The organism is Niveibacterium umoris (genome assembly GCF_014197015.1).
GTDB classification, from domain to species: domain Bacteria; phylum Pseudomonadota; class Gammaproteobacteria; order Burkholderiales; family Rhodocyclaceae; genus Niveibacterium; species Niveibacterium umoris.
Window position 1 is genome coordinate 672,281 of the sequence record NZ_JACIET010000001.1, and the last position, 24,386, is coordinate 696,666.

At 64.4% G+C, this 24,386-nt stretch carries 20 protein-coding genes; 8 read left to right on the plus strand and 12 right to left on the minus strand.

The window, feature by feature from the left end:
- Positions 1-18 precede the first annotated feature (18 nt).
- On the minus strand, positions 19-1,836 hold the full coding sequence (gene pabB, locus GGR36_RS02965; RefSeq protein WP_183631681.1) for an aminodeoxychorismate synthase component I: 1,818 nt from the start codon (positions 1,834-1,836) through the stop codon (positions 19-21).
- 282 nt (positions 1,837-2,118) lie between these two features.
- Here pabB and glpD point away from each other — a divergent pair, with 282 nt between their 5' ends.
- The 5 genes from glpD to GGR36_RS21590 all read left to right on the plus strand — a co-directional run bounded on the left by glpD (position 2,119) and on the right by GGR36_RS21590 (position 6,371).
- Positions 2,119-3,615, plus strand: coding sequence for a glycerol-3-phosphate dehydrogenase (gene glpD / locus GGR36_RS02970; protein WP_183631683.1), 1,497 nt, complete (start codon positions 2,119-2,121; stop codon positions 3,613-3,615).
- A gap of 61 nt (positions 3,616-3,676) precedes the next feature.
- On the plus strand, positions 3,677-5,179 hold the full coding sequence (gene glpK, locus GGR36_RS02975) for a glycerol kinase GlpK (protein ID WP_183631685.1): 1,503 nt from the start codon (positions 3,677-3,679) through the stop codon (positions 5,177-5,179).
- Positions 5,176-5,400: a hypothetical protein gene (locus GGR36_RS02980; RefSeq protein WP_183631688.1), complete on the plus strand. Its 225-nt coding sequence runs from the start codon at positions 5,176-5,178 to the stop codon at positions 5,398-5,400. Before glpK ends, GGR36_RS02980 begins: the two co-directional genes overlap by 4 nt.
- Positions 5,397-6,143: a sulfite exporter TauE/SafE family protein gene (locus GGR36_RS02985; protein WP_183631689.1), complete on the plus strand. Its 747-nt coding sequence runs from the start codon at positions 5,397-5,399 to the stop codon at positions 6,141-6,143. Before GGR36_RS02980 ends, GGR36_RS02985 begins: the two co-directional genes overlap by 4 nt.
- A 57-nt stretch (positions 6,144-6,200) precedes the next feature.
- Positions 6,201-6,371 carry a hypothetical protein gene (locus GGR36_RS21590; protein ID WP_221229481.1) on the plus strand — a complete coding sequence of 57 codons (171 nt, stop codon included), beginning with the start codon at positions 6,201-6,203 and terminating at the stop codon, positions 6,369-6,371.
- 113 nt (positions 6,372-6,484) lie between these two features.
- Here the strand turns inward: GGR36_RS21590 and GGR36_RS02990 are convergent, their stop codons facing one another.
- The 8 genes from GGR36_RS02990 to GGR36_RS03025 all read right to left on the minus strand — a co-directional run bounded on the left by GGR36_RS02990 (position 6,485) and on the right by GGR36_RS03025 (position 16,941).
- Positions 6,485-7,342: an SHOCT domain-containing protein gene (locus GGR36_RS02990; RefSeq protein WP_183631691.1), complete on the minus strand. Its 858-nt coding sequence runs from the start codon at positions 7,340-7,342 to the stop codon at positions 6,485-6,487.
- A gap of 195 nt (positions 7,343-7,537) precedes the next feature.
- Positions 7,538-8,764: a carbohydrate porin gene (locus GGR36_RS02995; protein ID WP_183631693.1), complete on the minus strand. Its 1,227-nt coding sequence runs from the start codon at positions 8,762-8,764 to the stop codon at positions 7,538-7,540.
- Positions 8,765-9,034: 270 nt separating this feature from the next.
- Complete coding sequence (locus tag GGR36_RS03000) at positions 9,035-10,126, minus strand: ABC transporter ATP-binding protein (protein WP_183631695.1); 1,092 nt, start codon at positions 10,124-10,126, stop codon at positions 9,035-9,037.
- A 3-nt stretch (positions 10,127-10,129) separates the two neighbouring features.
- Complete coding sequence (locus GGR36_RS03005) at positions 10,130-11,461, minus strand: GH1 family beta-glucosidase (RefSeq protein WP_183631697.1); 1,332 nt, start codon at positions 11,459-11,461, stop codon at positions 10,130-10,132.
- A gap of 71 nt (positions 11,462-11,532) precedes the next feature.
- A complete protein-coding gene (locus GGR36_RS03010) occupies positions 11,533-12,375 on the minus strand; it encodes a carbohydrate ABC transporter permease (RefSeq protein ID WP_183631698.1) in 843 nt (280 codons plus the stop codon).
- Positions 12,376-12,379: 4 nt separating this feature from the next.
- A complete protein-coding gene (locus GGR36_RS03015; protein ID WP_242533100.1) occupies positions 12,380-13,366 on the minus strand; it encodes a carbohydrate ABC transporter permease in 987 nt (328 codons plus the stop codon).
- Between the two features lie 75 nt (positions 13,367-13,441).
- Complete coding sequence (locus GGR36_RS03020) at positions 13,442-14,698, minus strand: ABC transporter substrate-binding protein (protein ID WP_183631699.1); 1,257 nt, start codon at positions 14,696-14,698, stop codon at positions 13,442-13,444.
- 119 nt (positions 14,699-14,817) lie between these two features.
- Positions 14,818-16,941, minus strand: a complete 2,124-nt coding sequence (locus tag GGR36_RS03025) for a glycoside hydrolase family 52 protein (RefSeq protein WP_183631700.1) — start codon at positions 16,939-16,941, stop codon at positions 14,818-14,820.
- 136 nt (positions 16,942-17,077) lie between these two features.
- Here GGR36_RS03025 and GGR36_RS03030 point away from each other — a divergent pair, with 136 nt between their 5' ends.
- From GGR36_RS03030 to GGR36_RS03040, 3 genes are all read left to right on the plus strand, one after another.
- Positions 17,078-17,977 (plus strand): AraC family transcriptional regulator, encoded by a 900-nt coding sequence (locus GGR36_RS03030; protein ID WP_183631701.1) that lies wholly within the window; start codon positions 17,078-17,080, stop codon positions 17,975-17,977.
- Positions 17,978-18,189: 212 nt separating this feature from the next.
- A complete protein-coding gene (locus GGR36_RS03035; RefSeq protein ID WP_183631702.1) occupies positions 18,190-19,371 on the plus strand; it encodes an endo-1,4-beta-xylanase in 1,182 nt (393 codons plus the stop codon).
- Between the two features lie 201 nt (positions 19,372-19,572).
- Positions 19,573-20,748: an ABC transporter substrate-binding protein gene (locus tag GGR36_RS03040; protein ID WP_183631704.1), complete on the plus strand. Its 1,176-nt coding sequence runs from the start codon at positions 19,573-19,575 to the stop codon at positions 20,746-20,748.
- Between the two features lie 36 nt (positions 20,749-20,784).
- On the opposite strand, the gene GGR36_RS03045 is transcribed toward GGR36_RS03040, so the two are convergent.
- From GGR36_RS03045 to arsA, 3 genes are all read right to left on the minus strand, one after another.
- On the minus strand, positions 20,785-21,441 hold the full coding sequence (locus GGR36_RS03045; protein WP_183631706.1) for a c-type cytochrome: 657 nt from the start codon (positions 21,439-21,441) through the stop codon (positions 20,785-20,787).
- A gap of 90 nt (positions 21,442-21,531) precedes the next feature.
- A complete protein-coding gene (gene arsB, locus GGR36_RS03050; protein WP_183631708.1) occupies positions 21,532-22,608 on the minus strand; it encodes an ACR3 family arsenite efflux transporter in 1,077 nt (358 codons plus the stop codon).
- A gap of 1 nt (position 22,609) precedes the next feature.
- Positions 22,610-24,379: an arsenical pump-driving ATPase gene (gene arsA / locus GGR36_RS03055; protein WP_183631710.1), complete on the minus strand. Its 1,770-nt coding sequence runs from the start codon at positions 24,377-24,379 to the stop codon at positions 22,610-22,612.
- Positions 24,380-24,386: the final 7 nt, after the last annotated feature.

The window sequence follows — 24,386 nt, forward strand, 5'->3', positions numbered from 1 at the left end:
CTGGCGTTCCCGGTGGCGTCACGACGCGAGCGAGACTTCGATCAGGCCACGCAGGGCATTACTGACGTAGATCGCTTCGGCGTGCTTCAGATCTGTTTTGCGAAGGACCGACTCGACCGCCTTGCCTTCGTCCAGCAGCACCTGGCGCATCACGCCGGGGAGCAGGCCGCAAGCAACCGGCGGAGTCAGCAAGACGCCGGTGAGGCGAACGAACACGTTCGTGCGGGCGCCCTCGCAAAGCTCGCCAAGCTCGTTGAAGAACAGCGCGTCGAAATGGCCAGCCGATGTTGCCGCCCTGAGCGTGTCGTCGTACATCGCGCGCCGGGTCGTCTTGTGCGCGAGCAGGGGGTCGCGCGAGTCGAGTATCGCGCCGGCAATCGTGACAGTCGGGTGATCCGCCATCGGGTCGAGCACCGCGTGCGTAACGCCGATATCGCCGTTTGCCTTCAGCACGAGGCGTATGCGTCTGGGGACGGCGTCGCGGATTTCGCTGACGGCGCGGGTGAGCACGCCGACAATCTCCTCGCGCTGGAAGCGGAAGCCGAGCGTCCGGGCGCTGCGTTCAAGCCGCGCCAGGTGTCGGTCCAGCAGAGGGCAGTGACGCTCGACGCCCTCCCAGCGTAGCGTTTCGAAGAGTTCGAACTCTGGCGAGAGCGCGGTAACGAAGCGGGCCTTGGCCGTGCATTCAGACCATTCTGCGCGCGGGTTGGAGTCCGCCACGATGCCGCTGCCGATGCCCAGGCGGGTGTTCCGGTCGCGGTCGATTTCCAGCGTCCGGATCGGAACGTTGAGGGCGAAGTCGCCGCCTGGCGCGATCCAGCCCAGCGCCCCGCAGTAAATCCCGCGTGGCTCGCGTTCCAGTTCGCGTATGAGTTCCATGGCGCGGATCTTCGGAGCACCAGTCACCGAGCCGCAGGGGAAGAGCGCGCCGAGGATCTCTCCGATGTCCGCCCTGACCGGCTCGGCCGTGATCGTCGATGTCATCTGGTGCAGCGTGGCGTAGTTCTCGATCTCGAACAGGCGTTCGACCTGCACGCCGCCATTCGGCGTGATGCGTCCAAGATCGTTGCGGATCAAGTCGACGATCATCAGATTCTCGGCGCGATCCTTGACAGAACCGGCGAGCGCATCCGCATGCCCGAGCGGCGCGGTGCCCTTCATCGGTCGCGTTGTCAGCTTGGCGCCGCTGCGAGCGACGAACAGTTCCGGTGATCGCGAAAGCATTACGCCGCCGGGGTGCCGAACAAAGGCGCCGTAGCGTACCGCTTGCGCCTGCCGCAAGCGTGCGTAAAGCGCCAGCGGAGCGCCATAGCTGCGCGCCTTGAGCGGGAAGGTGAAATTGACCTGGTAACACTCCCCGTCGGCGATAAGGGCTCGAATCTGTTCCACCGTCGCGCAATACGCCGACTCCGTGAGCGCCCCAGCAAAGCCGGTGAGGCCTGCGACACGCTCGTCGCGCCGCAATTCATCGATGCCGGCCTGGATCAGCGTGTCGGCGAACGAACGTTCCAGCTCAATGCAGCGCTTCCAGCGCCATGCCGAGAGCAGGGGCCGGCCGGTGTCGGGCAGACGAGCAAGGAGTCGCGGTTCCAGCGCGTAACCCAGCTCGAAGTCGGCGGCCAGCGTAATCCAGTCGCCGGATGCGCTTGCAGCGTCAATCTCCGCCAAGGTGCTGCGCACAGACGCCGCGTCCCAGGCCTGCAGCGCGCTGATTGGTTCGAAGAACAGTCGCGCGACGCCATCAGGGTCGAGATTGTTCTCGAACAACGCGAGTGGCGCGTCGCCGGTCAGCAGCCGGGATAGCGATGCAATGTCAGGAGGTGTCGTGATGCTCACCTGTTTGAGGAGCCGAGCAATGCCTTGGTCGGCGCTGCGACTTGGTGTCGGCGACTCTACCGAGGGGAGCAGGGCGGTAACAACCTTACGGTCGGCATATCTCGTATCGCAGCTGCCGTTTGTTGCCAATTCCCCAAAGTCGTTGCGATTAACCGCAAGAATGGTCTATGGGCGTCGATGGGTTTGGCGCCGTGCGATGGTGTGCGGTGGCCATGGACCGCGCCGACGCATCACAATGCGAACGGGCGATCGGGGTGATACTTCGCGGACTGGAGGGGGCTCTTGGCGGACTTTGACCTGCTTGTCGTCGGCGGCGGAATCAATGGGGCGGGTATCGCGCGCGATGCTGCCGGCCGTGGCCTGTCGGTGATGCTGTGCGAGAGAGATGACCTCGCTTCGCACACCTCCAGCGCCAGCACCAAGCTGATTCACGGCGGGCTTCGGTATCTCGAGCACTACGAATTCCGCCTCGTCCGCAAGGCATTGCAGGAACGCGAGGTCCTGCTCAATGCTGCGCCGCACATCATCTGGCCGATGCGCTTTGTCATGCCGCACGACAGCGGGCAGCGGCCAGCGTGGATGATTCGCGCCGGGCTCTTCCTCTACGACCACCTGGCGCATCGGGAACGCCTTCCGGATTCGCACGCCATTGACCTGCGTCGTCACCCTGCCGGGGCGCCACTCAAACCCGAGATGCGGCGGGGGTTCGAGTACTCCGACGCCTGGGTGCTCGATTCACGCCTGGTCGTGCTCAATGCGATGGACGCGCAGGCGCGCGGTGCGCGCATTGCAACCCGGACTGCGGTCGTCGCTGCCAAGCGCCGCGCGCAGTCATGGGAGGTCGAGCTGGCCAGCGCTGATGGCAGCCGAGAGACGGTTTCCGCGCGATTGCTGGTGAATGCCGCCGGCCCGTGGGTCGGCCGACTGCTTGCAGAAGTCCTGAAGGTGGCGTCGGACAAGCGCGTGCGGCTGGTCAAGGGCAGTCACATCGTGGTGCGCAGGCGTTTCGAGCACAACTACGCGTACATCTTCCAGAACCCCGACAAGCGCATCATTTTCGCGATTCCCTTCGAACAGGCGTTCACGCTGATCGGCACCACCGACCTCGAATACCCCGGTGACGCCGCGCAGGCGGACATCAATGCGGACGAGATCGACTACCTGTGCAGCATGGCCAGTCGCTACTTCGTGGCGCCGGTCAAGCCGCAAGAGGTGGTCTGGCACTACTCCGGCGTGCGTCCGCTGCTCGAAGACGAGTCGAGCGACCCGTCCAGCGTCACCCGCGATTATTCGTTCGAATTCGATGAGTTCGGCGCGCCCTTGCTTTCGGTCTTCGGCGGCAAGCTCACCACCTACCGGAAGCTCGCCGAAGAGGCGCTCGAGTTCATCCTGCCGGCCTTGGGCCGTGCCAGCCCGGACTGGACAGCGCATGCCCCGCTGCCCGGCGGCGACATGCCAGACGGCAGCTTCGAGCGTTTCCGCGCCGATGTTCGACAGCGCTGGCCCTGGTTGCCCGAGTCACTCGCCGATCGACTGTCGCGACATTACGGTACCTGCATCGCCAGCCTGCTGGGCGCCGCAGGCAATATCGAGGATCTGGGCGACGAACTGATGCCGGGGCTCTTCGCGCTTGAGCTTGATTACCTGATGCGGGAAGAATTTGCGCTGTGTGCCGACGACGTGCTCTGGCGGCGAACCAAGCTCGGCCTCACCGCACGAGAGGGCGATGCGGCACGCCTGCAGGCGTGGATGGATGGCAGGCGCAGCAGAAAATCGTAACCGACACGGCACGCTGGCAATGCGGCTGAAAGTGGTGCGACTAACGGATTGAGGGGGACGAATGGCCTATCTGCTGGCGCTGGATCAAGGGACAACCAGCTCGCGCGCAATCGTGTTCGATCACGCTGGCGCACTTGTCGCCATGGCCCAGCAGGAGTTTGCGCAGATCTACCCACAGGCGGGCTGGGTCGAACACGATCCCGAGGCGATCTGGCAGACCCAACTGGAAACCGGGCGTCAGGCGCTCGCGAAGGCGGGGCTCTCAGCTGGCGACATCAGCGCGATCGGCATTACCAACCAGCGCGAAACGACCGTGGTGTGGGAGCGCAGCACCGGCCGGCCGATTCACAATGCGATCGTCTGGCAGGACAGGCGTACCGCGGATACCTGCGAGCAACTCAAGCAGGCGGGGCTGGAGTCCGAATTCAAAGCGCGCACCGGCCTGGTCCTCGATCCCTATTTCTCGGGCACCAAGCTCGCATGGTTGCTCGACGAGGTACCTGGCGCCCGATCGCGGGCAGAGCGCGGCGAGCTTGCGTTCGGAACGATCGACAGCTGGCTCATGTGGTGCCTGACCGACGGCGCGGTGCATGCCACCGATGTCAGCAATGCCTCGCGCACCCTGATGTTCAACATCCACACCCGTTCGTGGGACGACGAATTGCTCGCCCACCTGCGGGTGCCGCGTGGCCTGCTGCCCGAAGTGCGCCCCTCTGCGGCGGACTTCGGCGTCGCTACGTCGGACTGCTTTGGCGCACCGATCCGCATCTGTGGCGTCGCCGGCGATCAGCAGGCGGCGTTGTTCGGGCAAGGCTGTGTCGCGCCGGGCATGATCAAGAACACCTATGGCACGGGCTGTTTCATGCTGATGCATACCGGTGCGCGGCCGACCGCTTCGCGCAATGGTCTGCTCACCACCGCGGCCGCGCAGCCCGATGCACAGCCGGCGTTCGCGCTGGAGGGCAGCGTGTTCGTCGGCGGGGCGGTGGTGCAGTGGCTGCGCGACGGCCTGGGCATCATCCGCAGTGCCGGCGAAGTGGAGGCGCTTGCCCGCAGCGTGCCGGATTCGCAGGGTGTGGTGCTGGTGCCGGCCTTCGTCGGCTTGGGGTCGCCCTACTGGGATCCTTTCGCACGCGGCGGCATGTTCGGAATCACGCGTGGCACCTCTCGCGGCCACATTGCGCGGGCGGCGCTGGAATCGATTGCGTTCCAGTCGGCGGAACTGGTGGCAGCAATGGAAAGCGATGCTGGTCTTGCGATCGAGGCCTTGCGGGTGGATGGCGGCGCGACGGCGAACGACCTGCTGATGCAGATCCAGGCCGATCTGCTGGGTGTGCCGGTGCTACGCCCGAAGGTCACCGAGACGACCGCGCTGGGCGCGGCGTTGCTGGCGGGCCTGAACGCGGGCGTGTGGGATCACGCTTCAGCCACCGATGGCCAGACGCAGGTCGAGCGGGTGTTCGAGCCAGAGCTATCGCGTGACGAGGCGGCATCGCGGCTGTCGGCGTGGCGAGCGGCCGTGCGGCGAACCCGCGGCTGGCTGCAGGAAGCGGACGACGCGTGAACGCGCCGCAGGATCCATGTACTGATGCGCCGTTCTGCTGGCGGGCGACTGGCGATGGACGTGTTTTCATCGAGTGGGGTGGGCGTACGGTCACCGTGCTCGCTGGGGTCGGCGCCGCGCGTTTTCTCGCACGCGTCAAGATGGCCGATGAGCGGGCGGCCCAGTTGCTGATGGCCCGTGCGACCGGAAACTTCCGTCGCGGCAATGAGCGTCGATCATGACGCCGGAGCAATGGATGGTCACGATGGTCGCCGGGTTTGCCGCCGGCGTCCTCAATGCGGTGGCCGGCGGCGGCAGTTTCCTGACCCTGCCGGCCTTGGTGTTCGCAGGTCTTCCCCCGCTGTCCGCCAACGCCACGGGAACCGTCGCCTTGTTGCCGGGCTACATCGCAAGCGCGGCCGGCTTCCGTCGCGAACTTGCCAGCATTGCGCCACGCGGATTGATGGCGACACTGCTGCTCAGCCTCTGCGGCGGTGCGGCTGGCGCCGGCTTGCTGCTTTTCTCGGGCGATCACGCCTTTCGCAGCATCGTCCCGTATTTGTTGCTGCTCGCGACTGTCCTGTTCGCCGCCTCGCCCTGGCTGCTCGCGCAGCGCATGGGGCGAGAGGCAGGGCCCCTCGTGGGCGCGGTGGCGCTCGCAATGGTGGCGATCTACGGCGGCTATTTCAATGGCGGGCTGGGAATCCTGTTGCTGGCGATGTACGGCCTGTTGGGTGAAAAGAGCCTGAATCGCGCCAACGCGCTGAAGAATCTCGTCTCTTCGGTGCTCACCTGTATCGCGGTGGGCGTTTACGCCGTCGGCGGTGTGGTCGATTGGCACAAGGCAGTGCCGATGATGGGGTCCACGATCGTCGGAGGTTACGTCGGGGCGCGTTTTGGCCAGCGCCTGTCGCCGCAGGTGCTACGCGCTTTGATTGTGTTGACGGGGCTGGGTATGTCCCTGATTTTCTTTCGCAAAGTCTGACTGACAGCCGGGGTTTCGCTGACTACATTGATACGAAACCCGCGGAGGATTTCAGCCATGAGCAGAACCTTGATACTTGCATTGATGGCTACCGCCCTTGCTTCGGCGCCGGCGAAGGCGTGTCAGGATGGGGCCGAAGCAAAACAAGGCGCTGCGGCAGGCAAATCCGCAGGGGGAAATCCTTCCAACAAGGGGAGCGACAAGAAGTCGGACGCGAAGAAGGTCTGAACGCCACAGCCCACGCGCGGCCCCGGCATCCGCAGCGCGTGCTGGCGACAATCGAACGGGACATCGCAAAACGATGTCCCGCACGACACGCCCGGGCTGCGTACCGCCGCCTGTTACAAGGTCTTTAGCAGTTCCTCGCGCTTCTTCTCGTATTCGGCGTCGGTGATGAGGCCTTTTTCGTGGAGGCGCTTGAGCAGTTCAAAGCGTTCTTCCTGCTGCCGGATACCTGCGCTTGGTGCCGCGGTCGCTGGTTTGGGACTGGCGGACGTCGCGGGCGTGGCCGCAGGCGTTGCGGCTGGCCGATCCTGAGTCGCGACCGGCACACGCACCCAATCGCTGCGGACCGAGACGGCGTCGCTTCCGGCGGCGGGAAGCAGAACGACGCCTTTCGCGGCGACGCCGCGCTGCGCGAAATCGAAGCTGACGGTCAGCTGTCCGCCGTGCGCGGTCTGCACTTCGTGCATCACATCGCGCCCGGTTTCGCCGACCACAACGTTGAGGGCGCCTCCGGAAATGAACGCACGCCCGGCGGTCGTGAGCTTGCGCGTGTAGCCACGTTCGGTCTTCGGGCCGGTACTGACGAAGAGCACGTCCTGCGTCGGCGTTGCGACGGCCAGCGCGGCGCTCAGTGCCATGCGGACGCGTCTGATCTCTTCTGGCGAGAGCAGTGGAAGCGTCTCGCCGCGCGGTGAACGGTAGGTGAGCTTGGCGAGCGCCGTGGCTACATCGTCTTCGCTCAGATCAAGCGGGTGCTGGTTGAGGGCGTCCTCAGGCGGTCCCCCGCGTGCGGTCAGTTCGACGCGATCGAGCTGATTCCAGTACAACGCGCCGCCCGGCGACGCGCGCCAGCTCTTGACCTTTTCAGGCGTCAGATCGAACAGTCCGGAAAGCGCGTCGTTCGGTGCCGCGAAGGCCGTCATGCCGAACATCAGTCCGGCGACGCACATCAAGATTCGGATTTGTGAAGACATGCCTCTTATCCTTTGAGGAGTGGGGACGAAGGCTCTGGCCCGGAAGGGCTGTGTGCATGCAGCAGTCGCCTGCGTATCAGAACACGCCAGCCATCGAAAAGCCAAAAGGCGGGTGCGGCCAAAGGCCGTCCCCGCCGACATTCGCAAGGCAGGTCCGCTGTCAGCCGATCAGGCTGCAGCGCGCCTGCAAGCGGATCACCACCAGGCTTCGGCCTGAACGCCGATGGTGCTGCCCTTGGTCTGAGTCGGGTCGCGACCGACGCTCTGGGCTTCCGAACTCCAGCGGTACGGGTTGGTCACGCTGTCGCTCCAGGAGGTGTAGTTCCAGTACAGGCGGAAGGTCGGACGCGACCACGGGTCGTTGCCCGCGCTCATTGCCAGCGTCGGTGTGATCTTCCACATCGACTGGGACTTGCCCTGATCCGGGTCGACACGGTTGTAGCCCGCTTCCAGCAGCCAGCGGAACGGTCCCGACAACTGGCCGTCGAGGCGCGCGCCCAGCGCGTATTCGGTGCTGTCGCCGCTGTTGTTCTTCCCTGCGTTCTTGCGGTAGCGGAAGATCGCGTCCCAACCCATCTTCGCGCTCGCGACGAAGCCCGACTGTTGCACCGTCAGGTCGAACACATCCTTGTCGTCCTGGTAGCTGGTGTAGCCGAGGCCGATCAGGTTCGAGCCCCCAAGCACGCCATTAAGGGTGTGGTAGGCAGCGAAGTGGGTGGTCGACTTCGCGTCTGGCGCAGTGGTGGCCGGGCTGGTCGACTTGTCGTCGCGGTTCGAATCCTTGCGGTAGTGGGTGTAGAACGCCAGCGCACCTTCCGGCATCGTGTTGATACCGACAAAGCGGGCGGAAAGCGTGTTACCCGAGAGGGTCGCGAACTTGTCGCCCGACGGATTGCCGTAGATGTCGCCGTTCCAGGCAACCGAGAACTTGCCGACGCCGAAGTCCATGTCTTCAATGCCGACGCCGTCGCCATCGAGGTTTTCCAGGAACTCGTCGTTGATGCCGGTCTGCAGGCGCTGGTAGTAGCGCTTGCCGCCCCAGAGGCGTCCGTTGGCCAGTTGCGGCAGGTTCTCACCGAAGAGGTAGATCTGGCCGAACTCGGTCTTGAGCGTGCTGCTTCCGCCCGGCTCACCCCAGCGCTGATAAGTCTTCGGCATCACCGTCACGCCCCACGCCGACTTGTCGGAAGGCGAGGCGATGCGTCCGGTGAAGGTGGGCTCGATCACCGTGTCGCACTCGTTGCCGAGACGGAACGGGTTGATCGACCCGAGGCCGTAGCAGGCGCCCTTGCCCCCTTCGGCATTGATGCCCATGCCGGCGCGGAAATAGCCGTGAAACTCCAGCGGATCGGCGGCGGATGCGTGCTGGCATACACCGCACAGGGCGAGGGCCAGGATGCTGCAACGTACAGTCTGTTTCATTACGTACTCCTCCTGAGGTTGGGCGCTTTGATAGACGCCTTGTTCGTACTGCTGGTGGGCGTACAAGCCCGTTGAAAAAATCGAGACAACACTTCCCCTGCGGCATGCCAAAGGCATGGTCGCTATGCGGTTCCGGCAATTTCAGGGCGCAAGAAGGGTGGGGTGGCCCGAAGGCCACCCCCAAAACGCCACAGGAAATGGCAGGAGGTGGTGGGTTGCGGGCCGCTTAGGGCGCCGCGCGGGCGTCGGGTATCAACCCGTCGATGGCGTTCATTGCAGGCTCACCGTGCGTCCGTCGTCTGCGAAGACATGGCAATGCGCACCCTGTGGCTGCAACGCGATCTGCGAACCGGAGCGCAGATCCGGCAGGGTGCCGGTGGCCTTCACTGTGACGATGTGGTTGGTGCCGGCGATCTCGGCATACACGATCGTCGTGTCGCCCAGATGCTCGAGCAGATCGATACGGGCCGGGATGCCTTCGCCGGCGCGCGCGATATCGATGTGTTCGGGTCTCACGCCAAGCGTGACGTCGCTCCCGTGGTTGGCCTTGATGATGCCGGGCAGTTCGATCGGCGCCGCGCTACCCACGGCAAGCGAGAACGATTCGGCGCGCGCACCGGCCAATGCGCAGGGAATGAAGTTCATCTTTGGCGAGCCGAGGAAGCCGCCGACAAAGCGGTTCGCGGGGCGCTGGTAGAGGTCCAGCGGGCGCCCCACCTGCTCGATGATGCCGTGGTTGAAGACCGCGATGCGATCACCCAGCGTCATGGCTTCGACCTGGTCGTGGGTGACGTAGATCATTGTGGTGCCGAGTTCCTGATGCAGGCGCGCGAGCTCGATGCGCATCTGCACCCGCAGCGCGGCGTCGAGGTTCGAAAGCGGCTCGTCGAACAGGAAGACCTTGGGCTTGCGCACGATGGCGCGGCCGATCGCGACACGTTGCCGCTGCCCGCCGCTGAGCGCCTTGGGTTTGCGGTCGAGCAGATGCGTGATCTGCAGGATCTCGGCCGCGCGACCGACCGCCTGGGTGATCTCTTCCTTGGGCTTGCCCGCCAGCTTCAGCGCGAAGCCCATGTTGTCGCCGACACTCATGTGCGGATACAGCGCGTAGCTCTGGAACACCATGGCGATGCCACGCTCAGAGGGCTGCACATCGTTCGTGCGGGTACCGTCGATCAGCAGGTCGCCCGAGGTGATGTCCTCAAGGCCGGCGATCATGCGCAGCATGGTCGACTTGCCACAGCCGGAGGGGCCGACGAAGACCATGAATTCGCCATTGCCGACGTCGAGGTTCAGCCCCTTGATGACTTCGGTGTCGCCGTCGTAGGACTTGCGGATGTTGCGCAGGTGCAGCGTTGCCATGACTTACTCCTTGACCGTGGCAGCGGCGCGCTGCCCCAGGATGAAACCGCGGTACCACAGCGCGCTGTCTTTCAGCGTGCGTTGCTGGGTTGCGTAATCGACGTGGACCAGCCCGAAGCGCTTGGCATAGCCGGAATCCCACTCGTAGTTGTCGAGCAGGCTCCACGCGAAATAGCCGCGCAGATCGACGTCGCGGGCGCGCGCCTGGGCGAGGGCGTCGAGGTGCCAGCGCAGGTAGTTCACGCGCAGCGGGTCGTGCACCGTGCCGCCGTTCAGCACGTCGTCGCTCGCGGCGCCGTTCTCGGTGATGTAGATCGGTGGCGGGGTGTAGTCGCGGGCGATACGGACGAGGTGATCGGTCAGCCCTTCGGGGTAGACCTCCCAGCCCATGTCGGTGACGCCGAGTCGGGCCGGTGCTTCGATGCCGCCTTCAGCGCTGCAGAAGGAGCGGGTGTAGTAGTTGATGCCGAGGAAGTCCATCGGCAAGCCGATGATGTCCATATCGCCGGCTTCAACCGCCGGTGCGTCTGCGCCAAGGTGGCGCACGCCATCGGCCGGGTAGGCGCCGCGGAACAGCGGATCCATGAACCAGCGGTTCATGAAGGCATCCGCCAGGCGGGTGGCTGTGCGATCGGCCTCGCTGTCGCGGTTGGCGGGGTAGCAGGGCGACTGGTTGAGCACGATGCCCAATGCAGCGGTGGCTTGCTCGGCGCGCATCGCCTGCATGGCCAGACCATGCGAGAGGAGCAGGTGGTGCGCGACGAGATAGGCTTCCTTGCGGTCGGTATTACCCGGCGCGAACTTGCCGTACTGGTGACCCAGGAAGGCGGTGCACCACGGTTCGTTATGGGTCGCGATGCTCGCGATGCGCTTGCCGAATCGGCGCACGAATTCTGCGGCGTAGTCGGCAAAGCGACGGCAGGTGTCACGGTTGCGCCAGCCGCCGAGGTCTTCGAGCGCCTGAGGCAAGTCCCAGTGATACAGCGTCGCGTGTGCCGCGATGCCGGCGGCGTCGAGTGAATCGAGCAGTCGGGCGTAGAAGTCCCAGCCCTTTTCGTTCCAGGCACCTTGCCCGTCGGGCTGGACCCGAGGCCAGGCGCAGGAGAAGCGGTAGGCACCGACACCCATCTGGCGCATGCAGGCGACGTCTTCCGCGTAGCGGTGGTAGTGGTCGCAGGCAATGTCGCCGGTGTCGCCGTTGGTGGTCTTGCCGGGCGTGTGTGAGAAGGTGTCCCAGATAGACGGCCCACGGCCATCTTCCTGGGCGGCGCCTTCGATCTGGTAGGCGCTTGTCGCGACACCCCAGATGAAGTCGGCCGGAAATGCAAGTTGCATTGCGGACTCCGAATGTGCGGTTTGCATGAGCAGGTTCATTACGCGCGGGCCGTTGTTGTTTGTGTTCGCGGTCAGCCCTTGACCGCACCTTGCGTGAGGCCTTCGATGAGGCGACGCGAGGCGATCACGAAGAGGATCATCAGCGGCACGACCGCGATCGCGGAGCCCGCCGATATCGCGCCCCACGGCACCTGACCGGTGCCCTGCAGGGCCCGCAGCGCCAGCGGCACGGTGAACTTGTCCATGTCGCGGAAGATGATCAGCGGGCCGGCGAAGTTGTTCCAGGTGCCGATGAAGGTGATCAGGCCGAGGGTGCCGAGGGCCGGCGTGATCAGCGGCAGCACGATGCGCCAGTAGATGCCGAATTCACCGCAGCCATCCAGCCGCGCCGCCTCGGTGAGTTCTTTCGGGATCGCGGTGCCGATGTACTGGCGCATCAGGAAGATGCCGAACGCGCCGCATGCGCCGGGGACGATCAGTGCCTTGGCGTTGTTCATCCAGCCGATCCAGCTCATCACCAGCGCGGTCGGGATCATGCCGACGAAGGCGGGCAGCATCACCGTGGCCATCACGACTGCGAACAGCGGTTCCTTGAAGCGGAAGTGGTACATCGAGAACGCGTAGCCAGCGAGCGAGCAGAAGAAGAGGTTCAGCACCGTCACCGCGATCGCGATGTAGAAGCTCCAGCCCAGGTTGTGCCAGAAGTACGGCAGCTTCTGCAGCAGCAGCGCGACGTTGTCGAGGAACGCGTTGCCGAACCACATCGGGGGCGGCACCGACAGGATCTCGGTGTTGGTGTGCGTGGCGAACACGAACATGAACCAGAAGGGCGCGAGCATCACGATGCCACCCAGCCCCACGACCGTGTAGGCGAGCCAGCGCGCCGGGCTGATGCGTTTGGTAACGACGGCCATGGCCTCAGTCCTTTTGGGCAAACAGCTTGTTATTCGCCCAGGTCATCAGGGCGATGATGATGAACAGGATCCAGGCGACCGCGCTTGCGGTGCCGAAGTCGCTGTCGACGAAGGCGGTGTTGTACATGTGCATCGCGGCGGTCTTGCCGGCCTGGTCGATGCCACCGGTGCCGCCGGTGATGATGAAAGGCTCTTCGAAGAGCTGCAGGTTGCCGATGATCGTCAGCGTCACGGCGAAGAACATCATCGGGCGCAGCAGCGGCACGGTGATGTACCAGAACTGCTGGCGACGCGAGGCGCCGTCGATGGTCGCCGCTTCATACAGATCGTTCGGAATCGTCTGCAGCGCGGAGAGGTACAGGACGGTGTTCCAGCCGACGTAGCGCCAGAAGATCAGGCTCGAAATCATCCACTTGGTGTATTGCGGCTGGCCCCAGTCGATGTTGTGGGTCGGGAAGAGCCAGGCAAGCGGGTGGAAGCCAGCGATGCTCAGGTTGCCGATGCTGGTCAGCGTGACGTTGATGACGCCGAAGTCACGCGAGAACAGCGAGTTGAAGACCAGCGCGATCGCCACCGTCGAGGTGATGAAGGGCAGGAAATAGACCCCCACGACGGTATTGCGGTACTTCGCCAGATAGGTGTGCGCAAAGAAGGCCAGGGGGATCGCGACCAGGTGCTGTGGCAGGCCGGAGACGATGGCGATCCAGAACGTGTTGAAGACTGACTTCTGGAACCAGTCGTCGGTCAGCACGAACTGGTAGTTCTCGATGCCAACCCAGTTCATGCCCGCCAGGCCGGTGGAGGGGTCCCAGGTGTGGAACGACAGCCACACCGAAAACAGCAACGGGAACAGCCCGAAGCACACGAACAGGATGAAGAAGGGCGAGATGAACAGATAGGGCGCCCAATCTCGCGCCTGCAGCGTACGGCGCGCGGAGGGCGCGGCGGCTGTGGCGGTTGCGGCAGGGTTGTCAGGCATCGAAGCGACCATTACAGGACTCCAGCAAATCGGGGTGGCCGGGGCAGGCGAGGGATGGGGGTGTCCCACCCCGGCCGGGGGAAGCGATTACTTGCGACGAACGCGACGTTCGATCTGCGCCTTGGCATCAACCAGGGCCGTCTTGATGTCCTTGTTCTGTTCAAGGACCTTGTCGAGTTCGGCGTTCACGATGTCCTGCGCCGTGCTGTCGAACTTGTCGACCGCCACCGCCGGGATCTTGTCGGCCGCAATCTTCCAGAGCTTGCGCGCCGGCTGGCCGCCGAGGAATTCGATCGGCTTGTCGAGGAAGGGGTCGTTCTGCGCTTCGATCAGGGCCGGGAAGGCGTCGAGCGAGCGGAAGGCCTCAAGCTGCATTTCCTTGCTCAGCGACATGAACTGGATGAAGTCCCAGGCTTCCTTCTTGTTCGCAGCCGCTTTCGGAATCGCGTAGAACGAACCGCCCCACGATGCAAATGCGCCGTTTGGAAGCTGGGCCGAACGCCACAGCCCCTTCGTGTTCGGGGCAATCCACGCATTCAGGTGACCGGCCAGCCAGGCGCCCATCATCTGAGTGGCAACCTGGCCACGCTTGAAGCCCTCGGCCCATTCGCTCGACCATGCGCCGATCTTGCCGTCGATGCCGGCCGTCCGCGCAGCCTTGGCCAGTTCGAAGGCCTTCTGGAAGCGCGGCGAATCGACGAGCACCTTGCCCTTCGCGTCGAAGTAGATGCCTTCGCCGTCCTTCAGGCCGGAGCGGATGTAGATGTCCTTGAGGTCGACCGCGCTGGCAAGCAGGTAGGCGCCGGTAGCGGCCTTGATCTTCTTGCCGGCTTCAATGTACGACTCCCACGACTTGGTGAGGTCGGCCTCGGTGAGGCCGGCCTTCTCGAGGATGTCCTTGCGATAGAACAGTGCGCCAGGGCCGATGTCGGCCGGCATCGCGGCGAGGTTGCCGGTGCCCCCGGTGGCCTGGGGCATCGTGAACTTGGCGAATTTCGATTTGTATTGCGCGCCGTTGTAGGGCGCCTTCGAGAGATCTTCAAGGCCGCCGGACTCGGCGAACTTGCCGATGTATCCGACTTCAACCGCCATCACGTCCGGCAGGTTGGATCCGGTCGCCAACGCGGTGGTCATGGCGTTGTGGTGGTCGCCGAATGCGAGGCTGGCCAGCTTGACCTCGACCTCGGGATGCAGCTTCTTGTACAGCGGAATCGCGGCCTTCACGGCTTCGTCGAAGCTCGGGAAGGATGCTACGGTGATGGTCCCCGCGTGGGCGCTGGTGCCCAACGCCAGGCCACAGGCCAGGCCAAGCGCAAGCCGGGTGAGTCGGTGTGTTACACGCATTGTCTTCTCCTCTTGTGTATTCCTGGGGCCGCACCTGTCGTGCGTCCCGCTGTCTCATGGATACATCGTCATTTCTACCGGCGATCGCGATGTTGCCGCCGCCGGGTGCTGCCGTCCCCTCAGTCTGTCGCCTCCTTCAGCCACAGACTGGCGGTGACCCCCCTCGGGTAATACTTGCTGCCAATGGCGTAGCCGGCTTCGATCTGGTCGCTCCAGCTCCAGAACGCGTTGCGCGGGTCGACCAGCCATGCGGCATGGGCCCGGTCGGACCTTGCGGTGCGCGATGCCGGCATGCCAAGTATCTTTCGGGCGACGAACTGCGCCAGATAGATCTTGGAAAGCCATGAATTGTCGCTGCTGGCCGAGAGCTTCCAGCCACCGTCCGCGAAAAGGCACACGCCTTCCTTGAGCACCGCGTCCAGATGTGTGCGCAAGGCCTTCACATAGGCGCCGTAGGGGCCGTCCGGGTTGCAGGCATCGCGACGCCCGCAGAACCACGGGTACACCAGACCCTCGATGGCAGGAATGATGCGCGAGGCGAACCCGGGCGTGCCGGGTTCCAGTACGGCTGGCAGCGTCCCGTCAGGCTGCACGGCGGCAACCAGCGTTTCCGCGCAACGCCTCGCCTGCAGAGCCGCCTGCGCGGCCGCATCGGAGCGACCAAGCCGTGTCAGCAGGCGCTCGAGCGCCAGGTAGCTCGCCCAGCACTTGCCGGCCAGATAGGTGTTGGCGCGCGCCTGACCGAGCGAAGTGTCGAGGCTGTCGTAGGTGGTGATTTCCGCACCGCCCGAGCAGCGACTGCTGTCGGCGTGCATCACGCCATCGCGCTGTTCGGCGTCCGGGTGATCGCGCAGGATCATGCTCTGCAGGCAGTCGAACAGTGTGCCGGCGTTGTCCCGCAGCCAAACCTCGTCGTCGGTTTGTTCCACATACGCGCCGGCACACAGCACCCAGTTCGTGAGTTGCTCGTGCGTCATCTGCGAGAAGCAGCCGCTCAGTCCGCTGCGTTCATAGCAGGAATGCCCCCGGGCCGAGAATACGTTGGCAACGCCCATGTCATGGGTGAAGGCGATGCCGCCGTCGTACTCCGTGCTGTCGCCGGGCAGGCGTGTGCGGTCACGATAGCTGTAATGGTCGCGATACAGATCGAGCACGTTGCGCACTGCCCAGGGGTGGTGCGCAAGCTCATGGAAGAGGTGATCCACCGTCAGGTCGAAGGTGTTGATCATCCGGTACTCGCCTTCATTCACGACCCACAGCGGGCGACCGTCGCGCTGCAGAAGCTGCGTGCTGCCGAGATAGGCGCGCGTCGCATGGGCGAGCATGAAGCGCTGTTCTTCCGAGAGCGCGCTCGCGCGCAGGTTTGCTTCAGCGTCGGCAGCGTCGGCGGCGGCCTCGTCGAAGCGGTCCAGCGCGAAGCGCGCGGCAGATACCGCCGAGTCGAACCAGCGTGTGTAAAGGTAGCTGGCGTCAATGCCGCTGGTGACGATTCCCGCCCGGTGGAACCCGATCGCATAGCGCAGGCGCGTCACCGCACGCGGCGCGACTTCGGCGACCAGCAATCCGCATTGCCCGAGCGCCCAGCCGCGATTCTCGACAAGAGCATCGCCGAGGATCAGACCCGGGTGGAACCCGATGCCGCTCCAGGCTCCCGGTGCGTCCGTAAGGATCGCGACCTCGCGCCCCTGACCGACGCCAACGAGCTCGGGCGTCTTCATGTGGCACATGGCGCGGTAGGGGTCGCTGCCGGCGTAGCCGAACGCCACACGCCGTGCGCGTTCGTGGTTGCTGTTATCAACTTCGATCTCGACGTAGACCGCCGGCACGAATGCTGCCTTCAGTGCGGCTTCGTCGGCGACATCGGGATCGGGTGCCGACAGCGCCGGGGTCAGCACGGTGAAACGCAGGTCGCCGGCGCGCCAGCTGTCGCGGGCAATGCCGAACTCGCGGCGGATCGCCTCATCGGGAAACACGTTGATGCTGACGCTGGCGCCGATGCGGTTCAGATCGTCATGGGCGGTGGAGAAGCGCGCCGCTTCGTCCTGGCTCATCGCGTCGCAGAAGGGGAGGGCGTCGAAGCTGCCAGCCGCGTTCGCGCTTTCGAGCATCACGAACACCGGCTCCTTCGGCGGTTGGCCGCGTTCGAGGTCGAAACCGCCGGACGCACCCGGGTAGCCAAGCGTGAAGCTTGCGAAAGCACCGAGCGGTGAGTGGTGAGCGTTGATGAAGCGCAGGTCAGGCACTGTCGTTCCTCCAATGGGGACGGATCCTACGTGCCGCGAATTCCGATCGGGATGCCCTGCTCAAGGAAAAACTTGCCCTTTTCCCTGATAGCTGGATAAGCTGGATTTATGTGAAACAAACTGGCAGGGCGACGACATGGCACTTCCGGAACTCCTGCCCTTCGGGGCCGACAACGCGATCCAGCAGGCGATCGAGAGCGCTTACCTTCCGGAGTTTTCGGGAACCTTCAAGCTCCAGGGTGCGCACTTCCGCCGCGTGCCACCGGGCTGGTCGTACCCGCGACACAGCCACAGGCACTTCGAGCTTGTCCATGTGGTGGAAGGGCATCAGCACACCGAGACGACCAGCGGCGTGCTCGAACAGGGCCCCGGTGACCTGATGATCGTGCTGCCCGGCGACCTGCATTCCGCGCACAACAAGACCAATCAGTCGATGGGGTACTGGTGCCAGCACTTCGACGTGGATGACGTCGCATTGCGCCAGACGCTGTGCCTTGCCGGAACGGCGGTCTTGCCAAAGGGTTCTCCGGTGGCTTCGGTGGTCGAGCCAGTTGTCCAAAAACTCATTGCTGCGGCGCGACAATCGCACGAGGACAGCTTTGTCGGCAGACTGACCTCGCTTGCCTTGCTGTGCGAACTGCTGTCGGCCCTTGCACGGGGGCTGCAAGCCCAATTTGCCGAGACGCCGCCGTTTCCGCCCAACCACCTTCAGGCGGCAGGAAAACTCGCGCGCTGGATCGAGGCGCAGATTGATGCGCCGCACTCGGAAGAGCCGATAGAGACCCTCGTCACCCGGCTCGGATACAGCACCGCGCATGGTTTGGCGATGTTCACCCGCGTCTATGGCATGTCGCCGCGCCAGTACCGTTCGCGCCTGAAACTGCGCCGCGCGCTCGAGTTGCTGCGCGACCCGATGCGCCCGATTGCAGAAATTGGCGAAGTGCTTGGCTACGACGACCCCGCGCATTTTTCCAGGCAGTTCAAGCGCTGGAGCGGGCTCTCGCCGCTGCAGTACCGGCGCTCGCAGACCGGCTGAATTCCTGATGGGAGCGGGCTTCCGCTGCCCCCGACGGTCCGCGCCGAGTGAGTCTTGACGGCGCGTTTCTGTGCCTCTCCGAACGTGCAAACAGATCAGGGAAAAGGGCTAGTCCGACCCTGATCGGTGCAACCGGCGTCCGTCGCCTGCGTCTTAGTATTCGGCCCACTCCGGCCAGGTTGCCGGGAGAAGAACCGAATCAGGAGACAGCAATGGACACCCTCGGAACCGCTTGCCGCATGCTCGGCGCGGTTGCTTTTCTGTTGTCGGGCTGCGCCAATTCACCCGGGCAGGGCGCGCTGTCGTCTGCGTCAAGCCCGCCCGCATCCGTGCTTCCTGCGAAGGCTGACGTTACTTCCGGCGCAGACCCGATGCCGTCTCTGGCCAGGCTCTATCAGTCGTATTTTCCGGTTGGCATTGCAATCACGCCTGGCCAGGTGATGTTCGGCGGAAACACGCAGATTGCCGAGCAGTTCAATGTCGTGGTTGCGGAAAACGCGATGAAGCCTTTTTCGCTCAACAAGTTCGGCCCTGGCCGCTACGATTTCGATGCAGCGGACGCCATCGTGAATTTCGCCATCACTCGTGGCATCAAGGTGCGCGGCCACGCGCTGGTCTGGCATGAACAGGCGGCAGACTGGATGTTCTACGGCAGCGGCCCGAACGGCGATGCGACCCGGGAGGAACTGACCGAACGCCTGCACACCTACATTCGCGATGTCGTGACGCATTTCAAGGGCCGCGTCTACGCCTGGGATGTCGTGAACGAAGCCTTCATTCCCGACGAACCGGGCAAGCCGCAGATCGACGGCTGGCGCCAGAGCAACTGGTATCGCATCCTCGGGCCGCAGTTCATCGCCTTGGCTTTCAAGTTCGCGCACGAAGCCGACCCCGACGCGCTGCTGTTCTACAACGACTACAACACCGAGAAGCCGGCAAAGCGGGCGATGATCCTGCAACTGATCCGCGATCTGCAGACGCAGGGTGTTCCGATTCACGGCATCGGTCACCAGTCGCATTACACGAGCACCAACCCGTCAGACTTCGGGTCGCTCGAAGAGACGATCGTCCAGGTGTCGAATCTCGGCCTCACCAACCACATCACCGAGCTGGATATCAGCATCAGCAGCAACCCGATGACGGGCTCGGAACCCGAGCTCACGCCGGAACTGGAGCTGGAGCAGGCCCAGCGCTACCACGACTTCTTCAGCATGTGTCTGCGGCAAAGGAAGAACGTCTCGGCGGTGCTGATGTGGGGGCTCAATGACGACGTCTCCTGGTTGCGCAACTGGCCCCACGCGCGCTTCGATGCGCCGCTGTTGTTCACCGGCGAGATGAAGCCGAAAGCCGCGTTCTGGGCGGTGGCGAACCTCGCGAAAAGCGCCAGCCACTGACAGATCAAGGGCGTCGATCCGGGGCACGGGCCCACAGTTCCCGTGGCAGCCCCGCGCTGCCGCAACGCCTGACTTCCTGCGGGGGATTCCGCAACCACGACGCATAAGCGCTCAAAGCGCTTCGTGCAGCATCAGAACATTCTTGCGTGACAAACAATGTGTGGCGGGACGACAACCTGCCCAAGTCGGAGGAGACGGTTCATGAGCAGAAGATCAATCCGCGTCATTGCAGTGACATTGGGCTTTCTGGCGTCGGCGGGTGTATCGGCGGCGGAGTGGGTGGTGGCGCAAGTCGCTGGCTTCACCGGCCCGTCGGCCCATATCGGGCTCGACCTGCGCGCCGGGGCGACGATAGCGATCAATGGCATCAATGCTAGAGGCGGTATCGCGGGGCGCAAGATCAGACTGGTCAGTCAGGACGACGCAAACGATCCGGAAAAGACGGCGGTGATGGCGCGCAGCCTGCTCGAAAAGGAGCATGCGATTGCATTGTTCGGCACCGGCAACAGCGACACGACCGCGGCGGTTATCAAGGCGGGGCTGCTCGATAGCAGCGGCGTTCCCTTGATCGGGCCCCGTTCGGGTGCGGCGAATGTGCTCAAACCCGCAAACGCAAATGTTTTCGTGACGCGTGCGACTTACGTCGACGAATTGTCGGCGCTGTTCCGCCATTGTGCTGGATCAGGTTTCCAGAATATCGCGGTGGTGTACCAGCAGGACGGGTTCGGGAGCGACTTGCTTGCGAGCGCGGAGCGGCTTGCCGACGCGCACAAGATCCGCCTGGTTGCAAAGGTGCCCTATGCGGCAAAGCCGGCGCAGCGCAACCAGGTGACAAGTACGCCGGACGTACGCGCCGCGATCGACGCGCTTGTGCGCGTGCCGCATCAGGCGGTGTTGCTTGCCACCGAATTCGATGTTGCTGCGTCGCTCATATCGACCTACAAGGGGGATGCCAACCCCGGGATGCTGATGACCGTGTCCGCCAACGATGGCGAGTCGCTTGCGCAACGAATCGGTCTTGCACGGGCGCGCGGCGTATGGGTGACCGAGACGGTGCCTGCACCGCGTAACCAGGGCGTACCTTTGGTGCGCAAGTTCATTGGCGACCTGAAGGCTGGCGGCGTCGCCGAAGCAGACATCGAGGACATGAAGCTCACCGCGCCGATGCTGGAAGGCTACGTTGCCATGCAGGTGATCATTGAGGGCCTGCGCCGGGCCGGGCCGACAGCCGATCCGGTGAAACTCGCGCGGGCGGTTCAGGGCATCCGCGATCTTGACCTGGGTGGCTATCGCATCAGTTTCGACGGCGAATCGCGCAGCGGTTCCCGCTTTGTCGAGGTTGGCGTGCTCGATCGCAACGGAGACGTCATCCGGTGATTCGCCCGCGCCGTGGGTCCGACCAGTGAACCGGCGTCAGCGTGTCACCGGCGCCGGCATTTGCGACATGTAATCGGCAAGTGCGTCCAGATCGGCCGCGGCGTAGGGTTTGAGCACGGCGGCCATGTCGGCGTTCGAATTGCCACGTGCGCCGTCGCGGATCATGTTCAATTCGCGCAGAAGGTAGCCATAGTGCTGTGCGGCGACACGTGGGTAGTACCTGGTGGCGTCACCCTCACCGGCGTTGCCGTGGCAGCCGGCGCAATCCCTCGAATAGAGGGCTCTGCCGCGTTCGGTCTGGTTGCCCGGACCTTTCCCTGTGGGGCCGGCCACCGGCAGCGACTCGGCATAGCTGGCCGCATCGGCAATCGCTTCGAGCGAGAGGTCGGGGTCTTCGACGATCGGCGCCATCAGCGCATTGATCCGCTTGCCACTGCGGATATCGATGAGCTGTTTGAGGATCACCGAGGCGTGCTGCCCCGCCAGCCGCGGAATCGTCCCGCTCACGCGGCCCGAACCATCCTTGCGATGGCAGCCGGCGCATTCTGCGAAGACTGCCTTGCCGCGGGTCGGGTTGCCCTTCAGCAGCAAGGCGGCTTGCACTTCGACCGGCGTCATCTTTGGGGGTAATTCGGCCAGAACCCATTGCGGGGCGAGTCCGAGGCAGATCAGTGCAGCCAGCTTGCGGATCATGGGGCGTCATTCCATGCAGGATCGGGTGGTCGCCATTGTTCCCCATCCGGCGGGCGGACGGGGAACCGCGTGGGGGCGGCGACCGCCGCCTCAGCCGCGTTGGCCCGCTTCGTACCAGGGCTTGCTGCTGTTGACGATGCGCACCACCAGCAACATCACCGGCACTTCGATCAGCACCCCGACCACCGTTGCCAGTGCAGCGCCGGACTGGAAGCCGAACAGGCTGATCGCCGCCGCCACTGCCAGTTCGAAGAAATTCGACGCACCAATCAGTGCCGACGGACAGGCGACGTTATGTTTCTCACCGGCCTGGCGATTGAGCCAGTAGGCCAGCGCCGAGTTGAAGAAGACCTGGATCAGGATCGGCACGGCGAGTAGGCCGATCACCAGCGGCTGGCGAATGATCGCTTCACCCTGGAAGGCGAACAGCAGCACCAGGGTCGCGAGCAGCGCCGCGATCGACCAGGGGCCGATCTTCTCCATTGCTGCGTCGAACGCTGCTTGCCCCTTGGCAAGCAGCGCACGGCGCCAGAGCTGCGCGAGGATCACCGGGATCACGATGTAGAGCACCACCGACGTGACCAGCGTGGCCCACGGCACCGTGATCGCCGAGATGCCTAGCAGCAGGCCGACCAGCGGCGCAAACGCGAAGACCATGATCGTGTCGTTGAGCGCGACCTGCGACAGGGTGAATAGCGGGTCGCCATTGGTCAGGCGGCTCCACACGAAGACCATCGCGGTGCACGGCGCTGCCGCCAGCAGGATCAGCCCCGCGATGTAGCTGTCGATCTGGTCGGCCGGCAATAGCGGCGCGAACAGGTGGCGCACAAAGACCCAGCCGAGCAAGGCCATCGAAAACGGTTTGACCAGCCAGTTCACAAACAGCGTGACGCCGATGCCGCGCACATGCTGGCGCACTTCATGCAGCGCGCCGAAATCGACCTTCACCAGCATCGGGATGATCATCACCCAGATCAGCACGCCGACGGGCAGGTTGACCTGCGCGACTTCCATTGCGCCGATGGCCCGGAAAAGATCCGGGAAAACCTGTCCCAATCCGATGCCAACGACGATGCAGAGAAAGACCCATACGGTCAGAAACCGTTCGAACAGACTCATCGGCGCGCCGGCGGATTGCTTGATGGCGACTTCACATTGCACGGACATCTCAGGCTTTCGGGATAACGGGTTGGAGGTGGCTCAGGGTGTCCAGGCGCTCGACGCCGATGGGTTCGTCCTGCTGCAGCGGTACGACGGCATAGCGTTTCGCGTGCTGACGTGCGACGGCTTCGATATCACGCATCTCGTTGCTGGCACGCAGCCGCAGCAGGCGCGATTGCGGACGCGCTGCGGCGACGCTGTTGTTGACGACCCAGGCCCACGGCTCGATGCCGGCTCGTCGCAAATCGGACTGCAGGTTGGCGGCTTCGAGGACCGGCGTCGTTTCGGCCAGTGTCACGATCAGCACCTTGGTCTGTGTCGGGTCCTGCAACTGCATCATCGGTGTGGTGAAGTGCATGCCGGGCGCCATCTGGCGGCTGACCTCGCGGTGGTACGCGCCGGTGGCATCCAGCAGCAGCAAGGTGTGGCCGGTCGGCGCGGTGTCCATCACCACGAACTTGCGGCCGGCCTCGCGGATCACACGCGAGAAGGCCTGGAACACCGCGATTTCTTCGGTGCACGGCGAACGCAGGTCCTCTTCGAGCAGCGCTCGGCCGACGTCATCGAGTTGCGCGCCCTTTGTCGTGAGGACCTGCTGGCGATAGCGCTCGGTTTCGACATGCGGGTCGATGCGGCTGACGCTGAGGTTTTCGAGGACGCCGGTCAGCGTGTCTTCGAGGTGGGCTGCCGGGTCGGAGGTCGTCAGGTGTACAGGCAGTCCGCGCTTGGCCAGTGAAACGGCGATGGCGGCTGCGAGCGTGGTCTTGCCGACGCCGCCCTTGCCCATCAGCATCACCAGACCGTGCTTGTCTGCGGCGATTGCATCAAGAAGCGGGCCCAGGGCCGGGGCGTCGAAGTCTTCAAGTTCTGCGGGCGCTGCAATCGCTGGCGTGTCGCCCTCAAGCAATGCGCGCAATGCGGGGACGCCAACGAGATTGAAGGGTTTCAGCGGCAAGGTGTCGCGCGGCAGCGCGCACAAGGCCTCGGGCATTGAGGCGATGGCGTCGGCTTCGCGCAGCGCAATGGCACGAGCCAGCGGATCTTGCGGGCATTCGCTCTCCGGCAGTACGCCGTTGATCACCAGATGCTGATGGCCAAGTCCGACACTGCTGAGTTCCTGTTGCGTGCGGGCCACCTCGCGCAAGGTCGCGGCCTGTGCGCGGGCAACGAGCACCAGGCGCGTCTGCCTGGGGTCGGCGAGTGCATCCACCGCGGCCTTGTACTGTGTGCGTTGCTTTTCCAGCCCGGCGAGCGGGCCCAGGCAGGAGGCGTCGCCCTTGCCGGCGTCGAGAAAGCTGCTCCACGCGCCGGGCAACTGCAAGAGGCGGATCGTGTGTCCGGTGGGCGCCGTATCGAAAATGATGTGATCGAAGCGGGCGGTCTCGGTCGAGTTGGTCAGCAGCCCGGTGAATTCGTCGAAGGCGGCGATCTCGGTGGTGCAGGCTCCGGAGAGTTGCTCCTCGATTCCGCGCACCACCGCGTCGGGCAGCACGCCGCGCACCGGTCCGACGATGCGGTCGCGGTAGGCGCGCGCGGCGGCCTGAGGGTCGATCTCCAGCGCGGCGAGGCCCGGCACCGCGGCGACGTCGACAATCCGGTTGCCGATTTCAAGCCCGAATACCTGACCGACGTTCGATGCCGGGTCGGTGCTCACCAGCAAAACGTGCCGCCCGCTTTCGGCAAGGTCGATTGCCGTGGCGCAGGCAATGGATGTCTTGCCGACGCCGCCTTTGCCGGTGAAGAACAGGTAGTGCGGCGGTTGCTGGAGAAAGTTCATCGCGGCG

Coding starts and splice junctions, on each gene's coding strand:
- glpK (WP_183631685.1), top strand. CDS start 3,677: ATGGCCTATCTGCTGGCGCTGGATCAAGGGACAACCAGCTCGCGCGCA.
- GGR36_RS03030 (WP_183631701.1), top strand. CDS start 17,078: ATGGCACTTCCGGAACTCCTGCCCTTCGGGGCCGACAACGCGATCCAG.
- GGR36_RS03035 (WP_183631702.1), top strand. CDS start 18,190: ATGGACACCCTCGGAACCGCTTGCCGCATGCTCGGCGCGGTTGCTTTT.
- GGR36_RS03005 (WP_183631697.1), bottom strand. CDS start 11,461: ATGCAACTTGCATTTCCGGCCGACTTCATCTGGGGTGTCGCGACAAGC.
- arsB (WP_183631708.1), bottom strand. CDS start 22,608: ATGTCCGTGCAATGTGAAGTCGCCATCAAGCAATCCGCCGGCGCGCCG.
- GGR36_RS03010 (WP_183631698.1), bottom strand. CDS start 12,375: ATGGCCGTCGTTACCAAACGCATCAGCCCGGCGCGCTGGCTCGCCTAC.
- GGR36_RS03020 (WP_183631699.1), bottom strand. CDS start 14,698: ATGCGTGTAACACACCGACTCACCCGGCTTGCGCTTGGCCTGGCCTGT.
- GGR36_RS02990 (WP_183631691.1), bottom strand. CDS start 7,342: ATGTCTTCACAAATCCGAATCTTGATGTGCGTCGCCGGACTGATGTTC.
- GGR36_RS03015 (WP_242533100.1), bottom strand. CDS start 13,366: ATGGTCGCTTCGATGCCTGACAACCCTGCCGCAACCGCCACAGCCGCC.
- GGR36_RS03040 (WP_183631704.1), top strand. CDS start 19,573: ATGAGCAGAAGATCAATCCGCGTCATTGCAGTGACATTGGGCTTTCTG.
- GGR36_RS03045 (WP_183631706.1), bottom strand. CDS start 21,441: ATGATCCGCAAGCTGGCTGCACTGATCTGCCTCGGACTCGCCCCGCAA.
- GGR36_RS02995 (WP_183631693.1), bottom strand. CDS start 8,764: ATGAAACAGACTGTACGTTGCAGCATCCTGGCCCTCGCCCTGTGCGGT.
- arsA (WP_183631710.1), bottom strand. CDS start 24,379: ATGAACTTTCTCCAGCAACCGCCGCACTACCTGTTCTTCACCGGCAAA.
- GGR36_RS21590 (WP_221229481.1), top strand. CDS start 6,201: ATGAGCAGAACCTTGATACTTGCATTGATGGCTACCGCCCTTGCTTCG.
- GGR36_RS03000 (WP_183631695.1), bottom strand. CDS start 10,126: ATGGCAACGCTGCACCTGCGCAACATCCGCAAGTCCTACGACGGCGAC.
- GGR36_RS02985 (WP_183631689.1), top strand. CDS start 5,397: ATGACGCCGGAGCAATGGATGGTCACGATGGTCGCCGGGTTTGCCGCC.